The 17,256-nt window shown below is 44.0% G+C and carries 18 protein-coding genes; 9 read left to right on the top strand and 9 right to left on the bottom strand.

The window, feature by feature from the left end:
- Nucleotides 1-124: 124 nt before the first annotated feature.
- Together L2748_RS18600 and L2748_RS18595 are read left to right on the top strand one after the other, a co-directional pair.
- Nucleotides 125-643, top strand: a complete 519-nt coding sequence (locus L2748_RS18600) for a DUF2780 domain-containing protein (protein ID WP_220778231.1) — start codon at nt 125-127, stop codon at nt 641-643.
- Between the two features lie 128 nt (nt 644-771).
- On the top strand, nt 772-1,230 hold the full coding sequence (locus tag L2748_RS18595) for a tellurite resistance TerB family protein (RefSeq protein ID WP_220778232.1): 459 nt from the start codon (nt 772-774) through the stop codon (nt 1,228-1,230).
- Nucleotides 1,231-1,266: 36 nt separating this feature from the next.
- Here the strand turns inward: L2748_RS18595 and L2748_RS18590 are convergent, their stop codons facing one another.
- The gene (locus L2748_RS18590) at nt 1,267-2,229 is read right to left on the bottom strand and encodes a LysR family transcriptional regulator (RefSeq protein ID WP_220778233.1); all 963 of its coding nucleotides are present in this window, start codon (nt 2,227-2,229) and stop codon (nt 1,267-1,269) included.
- Nucleotides 2,230-2,423: 194 nt separating this feature from the next.
- Between L2748_RS18590 and L2748_RS18585 the strand changes: the two genes are divergently transcribed.
- Nucleotides 2,424-2,729 (top strand): cytochrome c3 family protein, encoded by a 306-nt coding sequence (locus tag L2748_RS18585; RefSeq protein ID WP_220778234.1) that lies wholly within the window; start codon nt 2,424-2,426, stop codon nt 2,727-2,729.
- 348 nt (nt 2,730-3,077) lie between these two features.
- On the opposite strand, the gene L2748_RS18580 is transcribed toward L2748_RS18585, so the two are convergent.
- A complete protein-coding gene (locus L2748_RS18580) occupies nt 3,078-4,046 on the bottom strand; it encodes a LysR family transcriptional regulator (protein WP_220778235.1) in 969 nt (322 codons plus the stop codon).
- A 256-nt stretch (nt 4,047-4,302) separates the two neighbouring features.
- On the opposite strand from L2748_RS18580, the gene menD reads away from it, so the two are divergent.
- Genes menD through menE form a run of 4 tightly spaced genes read left to right on the top strand, consistent with a single transcriptional unit; the run spans nt 4,303 to nt 9,453 of the window.
- A complete protein-coding gene (menD, locus tag L2748_RS18575) occupies nt 4,303-6,012 on the top strand; it encodes a 2-succinyl-5-enolpyruvyl-6-hydroxy-3-cyclohexene-1-carboxylic-acid synthase (RefSeq protein WP_220778236.1) in 1,710 nt (569 codons plus the stop codon).
- Nucleotides 6,012-6,797, top strand: coding sequence for a 2-succinyl-6-hydroxy-2,4-cyclohexadiene-1-carboxylate synthase (gene menH / locus L2748_RS18570; protein ID WP_220778237.1), 786 nt, complete (start codon nt 6,012-6,014; stop codon nt 6,795-6,797). Before menD ends, menH begins: the two co-directional genes overlap by 1 nt.
- A gap of 54 nt (nt 6,798-6,851) precedes the next feature.
- Nucleotides 6,852-7,940, top strand: a complete 1,089-nt coding sequence (gene menC, locus L2748_RS18565; RefSeq protein ID WP_220778238.1) for an o-succinylbenzoate synthase — start codon at nt 6,852-6,854, stop codon at nt 7,938-7,940.
- Nucleotides 7,941-7,974: 34 nt separating this feature from the next.
- Nucleotides 7,975-9,453, top strand: coding sequence for an o-succinylbenzoate--CoA ligase (menE, locus tag L2748_RS18560; RefSeq protein WP_220778239.1), 1,479 nt, complete (start codon nt 7,975-7,977; stop codon nt 9,451-9,453).
- 18 nt (nt 9,454-9,471) lie between these two features.
- Here the strand turns inward: menE and L2748_RS18555 are convergent, their stop codons facing one another.
- The 6 genes from L2748_RS18555 to ftsY all read right to left on the bottom strand — a co-directional run bounded on the left by L2748_RS18555 (nt 9,472) and on the right by ftsY (nt 15,839).
- Entirely contained in the window at nt 9,472-9,870 is a 399-nt protein-coding gene (locus tag L2748_RS18555) for a hypothetical protein (RefSeq protein WP_220778240.1), read from the bottom strand.
- A gap of 234 nt (nt 9,871-10,104) precedes the next feature.
- Nucleotides 10,105-10,461 carry a DUF4870 family protein gene (locus L2748_RS18550; RefSeq protein ID WP_220778241.1) on the bottom strand — a complete coding sequence of 119 codons (357 nt, stop codon included), beginning with the start codon at nt 10,459-10,461 and terminating at the stop codon, nt 10,105-10,107.
- Between the two features lie 448 nt (nt 10,462-10,909).
- Entirely contained in the window at nt 10,910-11,767 is an 858-nt protein-coding gene (gene rpoH, locus L2748_RS18545; protein WP_220778243.1) for an RNA polymerase sigma factor RpoH, read from the bottom strand.
- A gap of 263 nt (nt 11,768-12,030) precedes the next feature.
- The gene (gene ftsX, locus L2748_RS18540; protein ID WP_220778248.1) at nt 12,031-12,996 is read right to left on the bottom strand and encodes a permease-like cell division protein FtsX; all 966 of its coding nucleotides are present in this window, start codon (nt 12,994-12,996) and stop codon (nt 12,031-12,033) included.
- Between the two features lie 9 nt (nt 12,997-13,005).
- Nucleotides 13,006-13,698, bottom strand: coding sequence for a cell division ATP-binding protein FtsE (gene ftsE, locus L2748_RS18535; RefSeq protein ID WP_220778249.1), 693 nt, complete (start codon nt 13,696-13,698; stop codon nt 13,006-13,008).
- A gap of 92 nt (nt 13,699-13,790) precedes the next feature.
- Entirely contained in the window at nt 13,791-15,839 is a 2,049-nt protein-coding gene (gene ftsY, locus L2748_RS18530) for a signal recognition particle-docking protein FtsY (RefSeq protein WP_220778251.1), read from the bottom strand.
- A gap of 225 nt (nt 15,840-16,064) precedes the next feature.
- Here ftsY and rsmD point away from each other — a divergent pair, with 225 nt between their 5' ends.
- Both rsmD and L2748_RS18520 read left to right on the top strand, forming a co-directional pair.
- A complete protein-coding gene (rsmD, locus tag L2748_RS18525; RefSeq protein WP_220778253.1) occupies nt 16,065-16,685 on the top strand; it encodes a 16S rRNA (guanine(966)-N(2))-methyltransferase RsmD in 621 nt (206 codons plus the stop codon).
- A complete protein-coding gene (locus L2748_RS18520) occupies nt 16,686-16,970 on the top strand; it encodes a DUF1145 domain-containing protein (RefSeq protein WP_220778255.1) in 285 nt (94 codons plus the stop codon).
- A 115-nt stretch (nt 16,971-17,085) separates the two neighbouring features.
- On the opposite strand, the gene L2748_RS24480 is transcribed toward L2748_RS18520, so the two are convergent.
- Nucleotides 17,086-17,214, bottom strand: coding sequence for a hypothetical protein (locus L2748_RS24480; RefSeq protein ID WP_276516243.1), 129 nt, complete (start codon nt 17,212-17,214; stop codon nt 17,086-17,088).
- Nucleotides 17,215-17,256 lie beyond the last annotated feature (42 nt).

Below are 17,256 nucleotides of genomic sequence, written 5' to 3'. Positions count from 1 at the left end.
CCAAGTTTATAAGTTAATGCACAATTGAAATTAGCAATTAGTTCGTGGCTTCAAACAAAAAAAATGCAAACAAATTGTTAAAAAAGCTAGAATGGAGCTAATAGCAACTTATAAGGATAGCCAGATGAAACTCACAATTGCCGCTTTATTAACGTTCACCAGCTTATTAAGCACACCCGCAAGTGCCGGAATTTTGGACCAGCTAGGTCAAGCTAAAAAGACCACTGAGCAACAAACTGAGCAAGCGCAATCCAATGATCTAGTGGGTAGTGTCATGTCGCAGCTCGGTTTAAGTCAAAATCAAGCTGAAGGTGGCTTAGGTAGCTTATTATCTTTGGCACAAAGCTCATTGGGTAGTAATGATTTTAGTTCAATTGCCGACTCAATCCCCGGTGTAGACGGCCTTTTAGGTGCCGTACCAGAGCTAGATAGTGATTCAGGCATGTCAGGGTTACTCTCTAAAGCAGGTGGCTTAGGTGAGTCTCTACAAGGCGGCGCAATGGTTTACGATGCTTTTGAAAAGCTTGGGATCTCTAAAGATCTCGCCGCGCCTATGATTGATATCGTCACAAGCTATTTAGATACCAATGGCAGTGCTGGCACATCAGATCTGTTGATGAAAGGCCTAGGCGCTATTTTATAAAGTGTTGCCCAACCTTCTCAGTGATTAAGCCTATAATCCTGAGAAGGAACTCTCGCTTTAAAAAATACTCTAATACCAATCAGTATAAGTATTAACCGCAAATATCCCCTCAAGCTTAAGGAGCCAGTATGCTCGCCAAACTGAAACAATTTTTTGGTAATCCACAAGCGCAACTCTCAGATGAAGAGCGTGCAGAGCACTTGAACCTCGCCGCGGCCAGTTTACTGTTAGAGGTTGTTATGGCCGACGAAAGCATGTCGGAGCAAGAAGCCAAGTTATTGCCAGATCTGCTCACCACAACGCTAAATCTGGATATTGCTGATGTACAAGAATTGATTGGCAGTGCCAAGAAGTCGCAAGAAAAATCAACGTCTTTATATGAATTCACTCAAGCAATTAATGACAGCTTTGATGTTGAACAAAAACAACAGCTCATCTTAGCAATGTGGCAGCTGGCATACGCCGATGGCCATCTATGCCAATATGAAGATCAAATTATTCGCCGTACTGCCGAGCTATTCTATTTGCGCCACAGCGAACTGATCCAGATGCGCAACATCGCCATGGAGCAGCAAGAGCAACCCTAGCCATAGCCTTAAGCTGGGCTATAACACTACACCAGCTCAACTCTGCTCGGCTATTTGGGCAGCAATGAAACTCTTGATCCCATTAACAAACCCTTCAGGACAATTACAGGCATGATCGCTACGGGATAACAATGAGTATCTCGGCTTACTTAAGACGCTATGCAGCAGTTCATATTGCTCTGCAGACATTTTCACCGCCTTCAGCCCATGCACCATCCCCACAAAGTCTGCGGCGCAGTGCGTGCCTAAAAAGGAAATCGCATCGCTACTGCGCAATCTCGTAATCAACCCTGCTAGGCTATGAGTTTTATATATAGAGCTCAAGGGTAATTGGTTTTGCTCACAATAGACTTCAAACGGATCTTGGATATCATTAAAGCCTTCAATCGCAGTAACAACAAACGGGTAATTGGCTATGTCAGCTAAAGTCAGCCCACTAAACCACACTGGGTGTTCATCTCTAGCGACAATATAAACAAATTCCCCCGTACCAATAGGCGAGGCCATAAGCGTAGATTTATTGCGCTGTAGTGACTCCTGAATCTGTGTATCATCATCTTGGATAACCGCGAGACACATTCCGCCTTGCAGCATGTCTTCACAGGTCTGCGGACGCACATGCTTAACATGGGTCGAAGTGCTTAAACTACAACTTTCCAACTCTGTATCCATGAACTCAGGCAAGCCTACTGAAAGCGTAGGAGGCACAGCAATAGTGCATTCTTTTTTTGGCTTCACACAAGCTTCATTAACGCTGATTTGATGCAGCAAATTGGTGATTTCACAAACCTTTGGGTAAATAGCCTTGGCACGAGCGGTGGGAATAAACCCCTCTTTTTTTCTAATAAAGAGCGAGTCTTGGTAATAGTTTCTTAAGCTCGACAAATATCGAGTCACTTTAGAGTTAGAAATACGGTACAGGCGCGAAGTTTCACCACAGCAGCCAGTTTCATAAACTGATCTAAAGATCACCAACGCCTTTACGTCGACGTCTATCATCTTCTATTCCTTTATTTAACCCAGAGTTATTTTTGATTATTGAAATTGTATTTTCTTCAAAGTGAAAATATTGCTGCGCACTGCAAATACTCACAGCTAAAAATACAATATCAAGAATTCTAGGTAGAATACTGAATATAGGTGAATCAATAACCACAACAACAATAAATTCATCACCTTAAAAGGAAGATGATATGAAAAAATTAACCGCCTTACTGCTTTTATTCGTTAGTGTGAACGCTTCTGCCCTCGATAGTTGTAATGAATGCCACGATGAAAAGTGGCAAAAAACGCCCGCTCATGTCTGGATTGATACTGAAGTTCATCTAGATGCAGTGAGCTGCATGGATTGCCATCGCTGGAAAGAGGGAGATGACCTTCCTCCGGTACTACCCAGTCAAAAAACCTTAGAAAAAGATTGTGGTCTTTGTCATCACACGCCTGAAGATCTCGCGCGTAAGATGAATATGCAGCAGTACCAGCAAGAAGCTGACGAGTAACATACTTTACCAGTCCCTGCAAAGGTCCGCGCCCTTCATCAGACGCGGGCCTTTTTACTTTTTTAAGTAAAAAGGCTTCAACATAAACCCACAATTTTGATGTTTCAGTCTAGATAAAACCAGCCGCTAAACTGATGATAAAATATACCAATACAATCGTTTATCAAAGCTTAAATTAGAATATCTGCTCTCATAGTCACATTATTTTTATCTTTTAAAACAAGTAATTACAATGCAACTTAAAAAGCCAACTAAAGAGGGTTCAATTGATAAAAAGTAGTATCCATCATGATGAATACTTAAGAGAAAGTTATTCTCCTCTCTGCATTAACAAAAAGGAGATCTAACCTATTTGAGCTTTTGCTGCTCGTATTGTTGCTGAGCATGTAGGAGTTTTTGCTGTAATAATTCACTTAACGCATTCGAGAAATCATTATCGTGACAGTGGTGATACTGTAAAAAATAATCAAATGAAGGTGCGCTTCCTGCTGGAAATAACACGTTTTCATAGAAGTCAGTTACATCAACATAGTCGATATCACTGCGCGTGCTTAAGTAAGGATAAGAGAAGATGGATGCACTCCAACAAATATCATCTGTTTTAGCCACATGATTAAGCGCCATCGCCAAACTGCTTGTTTTGAAACTGATCTTAATATCAAGATCACGTTCCTTGGCATAAGTCTCACACCAATGCTCAACCAACCCAACTTTAGAGTAGTTAATAAACACAAATTTGTGCTTGCGTAACTCACTAAAAGACAAGGTTTGCTGGAAAAAAGGATGACCTTTTCTCGCCGCTAGAAAATAATATTTAACATCACCAACTTTAGTATTTTTAACTAAATCTGATGGCTTAGAGTTAACGGTAATCGCATAATCAATTTTACCTTGTGCCAGCAACTCTTGAACATTGTCACTCCAAGGCTGAATGATTACCGACATATCAAGCCCTTGTTGTTCATAAATTTCAGTAATCGAATCAACTAAGAAGCCAGATAAGTGCTCTTGCGCAGCAATAATTAACTGATTTTTACTTGGCATTTGTGCAGAAACATCGGCTATCTCTTCAAAACCAAGCACAATCTTTTTAACGATAGGATAAAGCTTATCAGCCATTAGATTAGGTTCAACGCCATATTGGCGCCTAACAAAAAGCTCATCATGAAGCACTTCGCGCATAGTACTTAATGCTCGGCTGACTTTTGGCTGGGTGGTATTTAATTTTTGAGCGACTACTGAACCGTTTTTAAACTCGACTAAACCGATAAAAACTTTAAGAGTGAAGTAATCTAACTTAGAAAGTTCCTTACGCATGGCGATAAAACCTACAATCTATCTTCTAATTGTTATTGTTAGCGGAATATAACACTGATAATTAAAAGGTTTTACAACATTAATCACGCAAATACCTATTTTTAGGTATAAAAATATAAAAAACTGACATTTTGGCTATTTATCTATGGCTATTATTTACTAAGAAGTGCTAGCGACTCAGAAAACCTAAGAGGGATCATACTCCTTTACACGAAAGCAAGTTAAACTAAGGCTATCAATGATATGGTAATTATCTATGCACACTGAACATATTGCAGAACTGAACCTACTTTGGGGAACGTTAATCTTAGAAGAGCTGACTCGCTTAGGTGTTAAGCATGTCTGTATGGCGCCGGGGTCGCGCTCTACACCACTAACATTAGCGGCAGCAAAGCAAACTAAATTGCAACAACATTTGCACTTTGATGAACGCGGGCTCGGCTTTATGGCATTAGGTTTAGCCAAAGCTAGCCAAGCTCCTGTTGCGATAATTACCACATCAGGCACCGCAGTTGCCAACCTATACCCTGTTATCGTTGAGGCGTGGCTGACCCATGTGCCCTTAATTGTGCTATCAGGTGACCGACCTCCAGAGTTAATTGATTGCGGTGCTAACCAAGCCATTATTCAACCAGCAATATTTGCGCAATATGCTAAGCAAGTTAACTTGCCTACGCCGGACATGAATATTCCCCCGCAGTCGTTATTAAGCTTGCTTGATGACGCCGTGAACAACCAGTCGCAACCTGTTCATATCAACTGTATGTATCGCGAACCTTTGTATCCAAGTGAGCCTATCGCTGACTTTTCTCGCTACCTTGCACCGATTGAGTTCTGGCAACAGCAAGCAACGCCTTACAGCCAGTACGCGACAATGAATGTAGGTCAATTACCCACCTCAGACGCACTTGCCCGATTCGTGCACGGTAAAGGCGTTATCGTTGCCGCAACGTTAGCGCCCGAACAACAAAGTGAAGCCTTAATTCAACTGGCACAAAAGCTAGGTTGGCCCATTGTGACCGACGCACAGTCGCAGCTAAGGCAACATCCTGGCGCGATTGGTAATATCGACCAGCTATTGCACCAGCCAAAGGCCAAAGCCCTATTAGCGCAGGCAGAAAAAGTCATCGTCTTCGGTGGCCGAATTCTATCTAAGCGCCTTATTAGCTATTTAGAACAGCAAGAATGGAAAGATTATTGGCAGGTGCTTCCACACCAGCAAAGACTCGATCCAAGCAACAAGCCAAAACAGCTTTGGCTAGCACCGGCTCATATCATTGCAGCTTTGCCTTGGCCAAGATCATCACAAGCAAACTGGGCACTTAAACTGGTTCAGCATAACGACGAGCTAGAAACCCTGTATCAACAGCAAATTGATCATGCTGAGTTTGGCGAAGCGCAAACCATTCGCGCAATCGCTAACAGACAAACCAGCCAACAACAGCTGTTTATTGGTAATAGCTTACCCGTGCGTCTTTACGATATGTTTGCCCCGATTAGCAGCGATAGCGCTAAGGTTTACACCAACCGCGGCGCCTCTGGTATTGATGGCCTATTAGCAACCGCCTGCGGCGTTGCAGCCGCAGAAGGTAAACCAACCACCTTAATTATTGGCGATATCTCGGCGCTGCACGATCTAAACTCGTTAGCTATCGCTCGCACTGTTACCAGCCCATTGGTTATCGTTATTTTAAATAACGACGGCGGTAATATCTTTAATCTATTGCCTGTGCCTAATGAGCAACTACGTACGGATTATTATCGTTTGTCTCACGGGCTTGAGTTCGGTTTCGGTGCAGCTATGTTCGGTCTAGCTTACAATCAAGTTGATTCAATTGAAGACTTTATAGAATCCTATGAATATGCGATGACCTACTCAGGGCCATCGGTCATTGAGGTCAGTGTGAGCCAAAACCAGGCTAGCGATCAAATTGCGAAAATCGCCAACTGGGTAAAACAGCACTAATGCTCAGTTATCGCTGTTCAGGTAATATCGATGCACCTGCCGTGGTGTTTTTACACGGCTTTTTAGGCAGCAAAGGTGATTGGAACGAAATCATCTCGCAGCTACAAGATGATTTTTACTGCATCTGCATCGACCTGCCCGGTCATGGCGATAACAAGACGTTAAATTGCGATGAACTACAATTACCTACGCCCGGGTTTAACCGCTGTGTAGAGCTAATTGTTACAACGCTATCATTACTGGATATTCAGCATTACCACTTAGTTGGCTATTCATTAGGTGGACGTATTGCACTGCATATTGCCAAGTTATATCCAGAGCAACTCCTAAGCTTAGTATTAGAGTCCTGCCACCCAGGACTGCAAAGCGAGGCAGATAAAATTGCTCGCAAGCAAAACGATGCTGCATGGGCGAATAAGCTCTGTACTCTAGCGATAGCGGACTTCTTAACCCTTTGGTACCAACAAGCGGTATTCAGTGATTTAACCACTGCCGAACAACGCTCTTTAGTATTAAAGCGCAGCCATAATAATCCACTTGCACTGGCTAATTGCTACCAAGCCACATCATTGGCTGAGCAAGACGAACTTTGGAATATTCCAAGCAGGCTAACAGTAACCAGCCACTTTATCGCTGGTCACCAAGACAGTAAGTTTATGGCGCTAGCAAGTCGCTGGCAGCAGCAACAACCGCTAGCTTTGCATTGCATTAACGCCAGTGGTCACAACGTGCACTTAGCCGCGCCAGAGGCATTTAGCAATAAATTGCGCACCCTTTTTAGTTAGCCTATATTCGCTAACACTCATTCCCGAAATAACCATAACGACGCAGGTAGGCCAATGACAACGACGCAACAGCAACTAACGCCATTAACGCTAACTCAATTAAGCCTGCATCAGTTTACTGTCGATTTAGATAAACCTTTACCCGTTGGTAAACTGCGTATCGCGCAACGTTCAGGGCTTGTGCTTAGCGCAATTGCGAGCAATAGCACTAGACAGCAGCAAGCTTTAGTTGAGATCTCGCCGCTTTCGGGTCTAGATAATCAAGGCCAAGCATTAAGCGGGTTTAGCAGTGAATCCCTTGCCGACGTGACTCAACAGCTAAGTACGATATTGCCGCAATTGCAGCAACAATCTATTGATAAGCTATTGGACTTTGCCCAAGAAAGTACCTTGCCGTCACTTGCATTTGGCCTAAGTCAGCTGCATGCAAAACTTGCAGGAAAATTTGATGGTCACGCCATTGCCCCGCGCACGATTCCACTTATTTATCGCCACAATGATGAGCCATTAAGCGCAGTAAGCGCAGTAAGCGAACGCGTGGCTAGCCTCGCGGATAACGTTTATGCGGTAAAAGTGAAAGTCGCTCAAGACGCACTTGAAGATGAAATCAAGCTTATTCACCAAATCTTAGCTATTCGCCCAAATCTAAAGTTGCGCTTAGATGCCAATCGCGGCTTTAACCTAGAGCAAGCAATTGAGTTCGCCGCTTGCCTGCCGCTAGCGAGTATTGAGTATATTGAAGAGCCTTGCCAAAACCCTGACGACAATCAGGCTTTTTATCAGGCGATAGAGATGCCATGGGCACTAGATGAATCGTTAAATAGCCCAGACTACCAATTTACAATGCAAGCAGGGTTAACCGCGCTAATCATCAAACCTATGTTAATTGGCAGCATAGAGAAACTGCAGCAATTAATCGATACCGCCACCGAGCACGGCGTGCGCTGTATCTTGAGTTCAAGCTTAGAAGCCAGCCTTGGCATTGAAGCCTTAAACCGCTTAGCCAGCATTATTACCCCAGATGAAATTCCAGGACTCGACACCCTTGCCGCCTTTAGCCAAGATTTAGTAGTCAGTACTGGCAAAGCAAATTGCTTAAAGCTTGCCGATTTACCGCTGCTAGCCAGTACAAGTAATAGCTAACGGATCAAATCGAACAGATAAGCGGCGCAGAGATATGACGGTTAATAGCAAAAAGCACAATGTGTCTCCCATCCACCAGCAGGCAATATGCCAAGCTGAGGCGCCAGCTTATCTATTTAATGGCGCAGCGGTGAGTTACCAAACGCTAAGCCAGCAAGTTATTGCCCTGGCTCAGCAGTTTACTGAATTGGGCCTAAAGCCCGGTGATCGTCTCGCTTGTATTAGTCATAACTGCCCGCAGCTTTTGCAGCTCTATTGGGCATGCGTTGACACAGGTGTGCTGTTTTGTCCTATCTCACCTCGCTTTGCAACCCAGCAAATCGTTGAGCTCACTGTTACCCACCAATATCGTTACTATTGGCTTGTACCATCAGTAGCAGAGCAGTATGCAGAACTTAATATTGCGCTAAAGAGCCAGCAGACACTCACTCAAGTGAATTTTGACTTTCATGCGCTAAGTGAATCAAAAGCTGCTTTAGTTAATCTCGATACTGCCGTGAATGCGATACTCACCTCCGGCAGCAGTGGTACCCCAAAAGCCGCAGCCCACAGTCTCGCGAATCATATCGCCAGCGCTGCTGGTTCAAAGGAGCTCATCAAACTTTCAGCCGAAGATAGCTGGTTATTGTCACTGCCGCTGTTTCATATCGGCGGACTTGCCATTGCCAATCGCTGCGCATTAGCAGGCGCTTGTGTAGTGTTTGAAGATAAAAACCTAGCATTAGCTCAGCAACTTAATAGAGACTGCATTACTCATCTATCGCTAGTCAGTGCCCAACTGCAGCAGTTACTCCATTGTGCAGAGAAAGATGAGAGTGAAGAGAGTGAAGAAGACGACTGTCTCGCGCAGGTTAAAGCCATGCTACTTGGTGGCGGCGCAATCTCAGCCGACCTATTAGCAGAGCTAAGCACACGTGATATCAAAGCCTACACCAGCTACGGCATGACTGAAATGGGATCGCAGATCACCACAGGCACCGCCCGCACCGACGGCTCCAGTGGCAAACTATTATCGGGGCGTGAGCTTAAGATTATTGATGGTGAAATCTGGCTAAAGGGCGAATGCTTGTTTCTCGGCTATTTAGCCAAAGATGGTTTTAATTTACCGCTCCATAAAAATGGCTGGTTCTACACCAAAGATTTAGGTCACTTCGATGCAAACGGTAATCTTTGTATCGATGGCCGTGCCGATAACATGTTTATCAGCGGCGGCGAGAATATCCAGCCTGAAGAGATAGAGGCCGCTCTAAAGCTGCACCCGCAGATCAGTGATGCCATCGTATTCCCTGTTAACGACACTCAGTTTGGCACTCTACCCGCAGCGATTATTAAACTGCTAAATACCAGTAATAATAACCAAGAGGCCTTGCCCCCAGAAGCCGAGTTAACCGCATTTCTAGCGGACAAAATCGCTCGCTTCAAAAGGCCAAGGTGTTATTACCCTTGGCCAGAGGTTAGCAGTGCTGGGATTAAGGTTATACGCAAAAAAGTGATTGAGGCAGTTAAGGCGTAATACCCGTTTCATTTTGTGTTAGCAGTCTTCTTCCGAGCTGAAGAATACAAAATAAATCGCAAAAAACAGAAAAAGAGCATGAAAAACTACAATGAAATAAAATCCCATTGAATTAGTCGCTAAGTGATACTCATCACCTCCTCTAGCTGTAATTATTCCCGTTTCATAGGCTTTAAATAAACTATGAGAAAAAAATACAACAGCAAGCACCATTATACTTTTTAGGATTAATATCTTCTCAGTTTTGCTAAATACACTAGATTCCGCCTCTTGCTCTGGTAGTTGCTTTCTCAACTCGATTTCATCAATAAGTAGCTTATACCTATTTGGAAAGGCTTCTTTATCAATATGTTCTTTTACATCGTAAAGCTCAGAAAGCGAATATTGTCTGTAGTCTGGACTCTTAGAAAACGTCATAGAAACACCTATCTTGCAGTCATAACCCAACTAACAGAAAGCACCGACTCCTCAGCTAAATTGCCGAAGCAGTAAAGAATCTTATCAACAAAAGCGGCATGATATGGACTTCCCCAAAATAAGGCAGAGACAGCTAAGAGGGGCCCTATAGACCCCTTTCCGACCCTATACGAGCAGAAAGCTCATGATTTTTATCAAACGAAGTTTGATTAGACAAAATTACCGTTATTTAACTTAGTTAAATAACCAACTCGTTGGGTTCTCAATCGGCTTGCCTGCATCCAATGCTTGTATCCCCTTAATTGAACGAATAACTAACCAAACAACCCAGAATAACAATACAAACCAGCCAATTAATACCAGCGACAATAAGCCACCAACAAACATAAATAGACCGCCAATCCAGAATGTTCGGATTTGATATTGGTAGTGAGACTGCAGCCATTCAGGTGCGGTACTTTTGTTGATGTAAGCCATAACCACACCCACGATACCGGTAATACCAAAAACCAAGGCTACCAAGTATAAGATGTAGACTATTTTGGCATTACTCTGACTTGCATCGCCACTTCCTGATGTCACTTCGTTCATCTCATTTTCCCTATATTCTGATGACTTTTTATTTCGCTAATTTACCTAAAAAGCAGACCTAATGTCTCCCTAACAGCATGAACTTTATTCATACCCTAATAGGTTGGCGGTTAACTTATCACCACTAACTTACTGTTGTAAATAGGCTTAGCAAGGTCTTAGTCTGAAAACTGAAGCATCAAACCAACTTCTCAGCATCTTTGGCTGCAATAGCTTGCAGCCAGCATATATGCAGACTTCCCTACATGGGAAGGGAGGAGTTTTAGCATAAATGTTCCAGACATAAAGCCCCAAGCTTTCCGTCCATGGGCTTTGGGCATAAATGTTCCAGACATAACGCCCAAAGCTTTCCATCCATGGGCTTTGGGCATAAATGTTCCAGACATAAAAAAACCTGCTAAAAAGCAGGTTTTAATTATCGCTAAGCGATTAGGGCACACTATGGAAACTAGGCTTCCATACAACCTTTCAGCTTATTCATTGCATTCTTTTCTAATTGCCTAATACGTTCAGCCGACACTTGATAAGTTGCCGCTAGATCTTGCAATGTCGTCTTGTCTTCGTCTAACCAACGCGCTTTAAGAATATGCTGGCTACGCTCATCAAGTGTTTTGATGGCAGATAGCAGACGCGCTTGGTTATTTTGTTCCCAGTTGTCATTTTCAACTTGAGACGCTAAATCTGAAGAGTGGTCTTCAAGATAATGCATAGGCGCATAATCGTGTTCATCATCGTTATCGCTGGCCAGATCGAATGCAGGATCTTGCGCCGCCATACGTGATTCCATCTCGGTGACATCGGCTTTCGATACACCTAGACTGTCAGCAACCATGCCTACTTCGCTGTCACTAAACCAACCTAGACGCTTTTTAGCTTTACGTAGGTTAAAGAACAGTTTGCGTTGCGCTTTAGTGGTAGCGACTTTCACAATACGCCAGTTTTTAAGCACGTATTCATGAATTTCAGCTTTAATCCAATGCACGGCAAACGATACCAAGCGAACGCCCACATCTGGGTCGAAACGCTTAACCGCTTTCATCAGGCCGATATTACCTTCTTGGATTAAGTCTGCTTGCGGTAGACCGTAGCCAGAATAACCTTTAGCAACATGTACTACAAAACGTAGATGCGACATAATCAACTGCTTCGCAGCCTGTAGATCACCCGTTTCTTGCAGACGCTTCGCTAGCTCATATTCTGTATCCGCTTCCAACATAGGAATGTTGTGTGCCGAATGAACATAAGACTCGAGGCTTCCGCTACTTTGGGGAACCATTAGTGCCATTGATTGCGTTTGATCTGTCATTTACGCTCCTACTACTTTCTTACAAAGGTCTTGCTAAAAATCTACTTTCTGACCATTCATGATCAAAATGGACAGTGAACTATCGACTAAATGACAAAATATGTCAACCATCGTACTTATCTAATATGTATCAAAACACACTAACGCTAAGCAAACTTTGGTGCTTATCACTGCCAATAAAATATTACACCTAGCAATAGCTAACGCAAATGAAACAAAGTTCATCTTTTAAGCTACCAATTAAACGCCAGTTTAGCGGCTGATTATGACGGTTCTATTGCTCTTAGGTGTTGGCGCACTGAAAGATATGAACCTAACCAGCCCAAGAAAGATGCCAATAAAACTAATTGCCCTAGCTCGCCAATAGTAAGCGACTCCATGTGCAGGCTGCTGCCGTATAACCCTAGTAGGTCGGCTAAAGCACCATCTAGATACCAGACCAATAAATTAATAATCACCCAAGCTAAGAAGCCGCCAATCACACCGTACCAAATACCAGTATATAAAAATGGTCGCTGAATAAAAGCTTCTGTCGCACCAACCAATTTCATCACTTCAATTTCGGTGCGGCGGTTCATAATCGCTAAACGTATGGTATTACCAATAACAAGCACCACCGCCAACACCAATAATGCGGCAATGGCTAGGACTGTTCGCTCAAGTAACTTAACCACAGCTTGCAGGCGCTCTAACCACTCGATATCTAAACGGCCGAAACTGACTTCAGGCTCTTGTTCCAGTTTGCGTAACAACTCACGGGCACCGGCAGGGCTTGAATACTTAACACTAGGAGTCACCATCACCACTGCTGGTAATGGATTTGAGTCCAAATAAGATAACGCCTCACCAAAGCCTGATAAGGTTTGAAACTCTTCTAAAGCTTGATCGCGATTAATATAAGTTACATCGCTAATTTCTGGATACACCTTCAAGCGAGTGATCAGGCTTTGAATCACAGTTTCACTGCGGCCTTCATCGATAAACAAGGAAATTTCTGCAGCGCTATTCCAAGACTCAGTAATGGTTTCAGCATTCTTGACTAATACTTGTAGCGCAGCAGGTAAACTTAAGCTGACACCCAATACCGCCATTGTCATGATTGACGACACAGGGTTACGCCATAACTCCCCCATACTTGCCATGGCATGTTGTATATGGCGGATAAAGAACATCACGATACGGCCAGACAGTGGCAACTTGCTGCGATTGATCTGAGGTTGTTTACTCATCATTTATTCTCAGTTAGTGCCAATATGGTCATGGGAGCTAATTTCCTCAGCACCTAATACTCGTCCCTGCTTTAGGGTCAAGGTGCGATATTTCATTCGCGCAATTAAACCGAGATCGTGGGTAGCAATAAGCACAGTGGTGCCCGCATCATTAAAAGTTTCGAACAAACGTAGAATATCCATAGATAGCTTAGGATCTAAGTTACCGGTTGGTTCGTCGGCAAGTAATAGAGGAGGTTTATTCACAATCGCGCGAGCAATACCCACACGCTGCTGCTCACCGCCGGATAGCATAATCGGGTTGTGGCGCTCTTTACCATACAAGCCCACCATGTCGAGGGCACCCGCAACACGTTTACGGATCTCACCAATTGAAAAACCTTCAATCATCAAAGGTAAAGCCACATTGTCGAACACACTCTTGTTCATCAATAGGTGGTGATTTTGAAAAATCATCCCTATATCGCGGCGCAAGTAAGGCACCTGTGAGCGGCTCACTTTAGCGATATCATGGCCATTAATGGACACGCGACCACCGTTAGCACGCTCAATCACAGTGATCAATTTGAGCAGCGTACTTTTACCCGCGCCTGAATGGCCGGTTAAAAAAGCCATTTCACCGCGTTTAATATGAAAACTCACATCCGATAAGGCTTTTTGCCCGCCGGGATAGACTTTACTTACCTGCTCAAATCGAATCATTAATAAGATGTCTTTTTAGTTAGTATTAAAAGCACCCCGCAGGGTGCTTATTTTTAGCTATCTTAGGTTAACGCTGAATCTATAAGCTAACGTTATTTTGCGTCTTTATCGTCTTTAGTTTGGCTAAACAAGGCTTCGATAAAGTCTTTCGCATTAAAGGTACGTAGGTCATCAATCTGCTCACCCACACCAATATGACGAATTGGAATACCAAACTTATCAGCAATCGCGAAGATAACGCCACCCTTTGCCGTGCCATCAAGCTTACTGATAGTAATACCGGTAACGCCAACAGCTTCTTGGAATAGCTGTGCCTGACTAATCGCATTCTGACCCGTGCTCGCATCAAGGGTTAACATCACCTCGTGCGGCGCTGACTCATCTTGCTTTTTCATCACGCGAACCACTTTCTTAAGCTCGTCCATTAGGTGAGCTTTGTTCTGCAGACGACCTGCGGTATCGGCAATCAATACATCAACATTACGCGCTCGTGCCGCTTGTAATGCATCAAACAAAACAGACGCACTATCGGCTCCTGTATGCTGGGCAATAACTGGGATGTCGTTACGTTGACCCCAAACTTGCAACTGCTCAACCGCTGCAGCACGGAACGTATCACCTGCAGCTAGCATCACAGATTTACCTTGTGCCTGATACTGCTTAGCAAGCTTACCAATGGTGGTGGTTTTACCCACACCGTTAACGCCAACCATTAAGATCACAAATGGACCATCAGCGTTTTCAGGAATAAGAGGTACAGATACAGGATCGAGCGTCTTTTGCATCTCTTCACGTAATAGCTCATAAAGGGCTTCGCCATCTTTAAGCTGCTTACGACTTGCTTGCTCAGTTAAGTTTTTAATTAAGCGTGTGGTTGTTTCAACGCCCACATCGGCAATTAATAGCTGCTCTTCAAGCTCTTCAAAAAGATCGTCATCGATCTTTTTGCCGCTAAATAAGCCAATAAAACCGCTACCAATGCTTTCACTTGTACGCTTTAGACCACGCTTAAGACGGGCAAATAAGCCTTCTTTAACAGGCTTAGCCTGTGGCTCTGGTTGCTCTTCTGCTAATTTTTCCTCTGCCAGTTGCTGCGCTGCTAACTCTTCAGCAGCCAATCTTTCTGACTCAAGGCGTTCAGCTTCGATACGAGCAGCGTCAGCCTGCTCTGCAGCAATCCTTTCTAGCTCAACACGTTCAGCTTCTATTCTTTGCGCTTCAGCTTGTTCAGCGGCAACTCTTTCAGACTCAAGGCGCTCAGCTTCAATACGAGCGGCCTCGATTCGAGCAGCTTCTGCCGCTTTTTCTGCAGCAATTCTTTGTGCTTCAGCCTGCTCAGCGGCAACTCTTTCAGACTCAAGACGCTCAGCTTCAATACGAGCGGCCTCGATACGTTCTGCTTCCGCAGCTTGTTCTGCAGCGATTCTTTGCGCTTCGGCCTGCTCAGCGGCAATTCTTTCAGATTCAAGACGCTCAGCTTCAAGGCGGGCAGCCTCGATACGTTCAGCTTCAGCCGCTTGCTCTGCTGCGATTCTTTGCGCTTCAGCCTGCTCAGCAGCAACTCTGATACTCTCGGCTTGCTCTGCTAAAATTCGGGCTTCTGTTTCAGCTGCTTGTTCTGCCGCAATTCTTTGTGCTTCAGCTTGTTCCGCCGCAGCTCTTTGGACTTGAGCTTGCACAGCTTCAATACGAGCAGTCTCGATACGTTCAGCTTCAGCCGCTTGCTCTGCAGCAACTCTTTGCGCCTCAACTTGTTCGGCGGCTACTTTTTCTGATTCAAGACGCTCAGCTTCAAGGCTAGCAGCCTCGATTCGAGCTGCTTCAGCTGCAACTCTTTGCGCTTCAGCTTGTTCGGCAGCCACTCTTTCAGATTCAAGACGTTCACCTTCAATACGTGCAGCCTCGATTCGAGCAGCTTCCGCAGCTTGCTCTGCAGCAACTCTTTGTGCTTCAGCTTGTTCGGCAGCCACTCTTTCAGATTCAAGACGTTCAGCTTCAATACGTGCTTCTTCGGCTGCTTTTTCAGCTGCGAGCTGTTCCTGCTCCTGCTGTTCAGCTGCTAATTTTGCCGCTTCAGCAGCTTCCGCTTCTTCTTTAGACTTGTCCCTGCGGAACCAGGAAAAAAAACCTTTCTTTGCCATGTGTTATACCGGTGCTCAAATAGCTGTACATAAATGCATTAGGGTGGAGGACGTTATATCAAAATTATGTTCAAATTTCGCTGATAAAAACAGCAAAAAAGCGATTCTAAAAGATTCAGCATACTGCTTTTTCCCTTTTAGCTATGCTTTGATATAAAATAACGCCCTTATTTCAGACGGCATAGTCTACCACTTTCTTTCATCAGGCAAAATCACGAGGATACCATGGTCAATAAAAGACCTTCTAGCGGTCAAGTTAGGATAATTTCAGGCCAGTGGCGATCACGAAAATTACCGATCCACGATCTTGAGGGCTTACGCCCAACGACCGATCGTGTGCGCGAAACCTTGTTTAACTGGATAGCTAATGATGTGCGTGGTTCTCGTGTGCTGGATTGCTTTGCGGGCAGCGGCGCATTAAGTCTTGAGTCACTTTCTAGGTACGCTAGCTATGCCAAGATCTTTGAATTACAAACGCAAGCCGCTAAACAGCTCGTTGCTAACCTTGCGACACTTAAATGCGAAAATGCCGATGTGATAAAAGGCGATAGCCTTGCCTTACTTGCCAATACGCCAAACGAAGGTTTTGATATTGCCTTTATCGATCCACCTTTTAGAAAGTCACTCGCCGAGAAAAGTATCGCACTTATCGATAAACACCAATGGCTAAACGATGATGCACTCATCTACGTTGAAACAGAAAGTGAAATCGCTATGCTTAACGTGCCTGTGAGTTGGTCATTGCTGAAAGAGAAAAAAGCTGGCCAAGTTATCTATCGTTTATATCAATACACTGCAACAGAGAGTGCAGCGGAAACAAATAGTGATTCTGAGGAAGTAAATTAAATGAACATTATGCTCGTGCTAGGAAAGTTGGTTACTGGAGTCGCTTGGTTAATGATGGTGTACAACTTAATCATGCCTTTTGATGGCAGCGTTGCAGTGGTACTCAATATCTTATTTGCCATGACAATCTTTATGCATTGCTTTCAGACGTTTATTTTTCACAGCCTATTTAGCAAATTGCTCGAACTGAAAAAGAGCGATTACCTACAAGTATTCCTATTTGGTGTATTTAGCTTGCTGCAATACCGTAAGCAAGTAATGGATAAGCAAGCGCAAAACAGCTAGAACCGACTCCAGCATATTGCTGAATAAACAAAGGCGAACGCTTTATTACGAACAAGCTGTAATGACACACATTGCAGCTTTTTTTATTTTATAAGCCCATATCTTAGCTATTCTTTCATTGTAAAACGGCATTTATGCCGTCAGCTTTATCGCCCTCAGCTTCGTCAATTAAGCTATCACTATATTCAGTATATTGATGGGCTAAAGCCCAACCTACAAAGCCTAGTATTGCGTTGTATTGCATCGCTCGGCATTTATGCCGTTAGGCTTATCGCCCTCAGCCTCG

Origin of the sequence: Shewanella sairae (assembly GCF_023283535.1) — a bacterium.
GTDB lineage: Bacteria > Pseudomonadota > Gammaproteobacteria > Enterobacterales > Shewanellaceae > Shewanella > Shewanella sairae.
The sequence above is the reverse complement of the archived record's forward strand: the minus strand, read 5'-3'. Positions and strand labels throughout refer to the sequence as shown.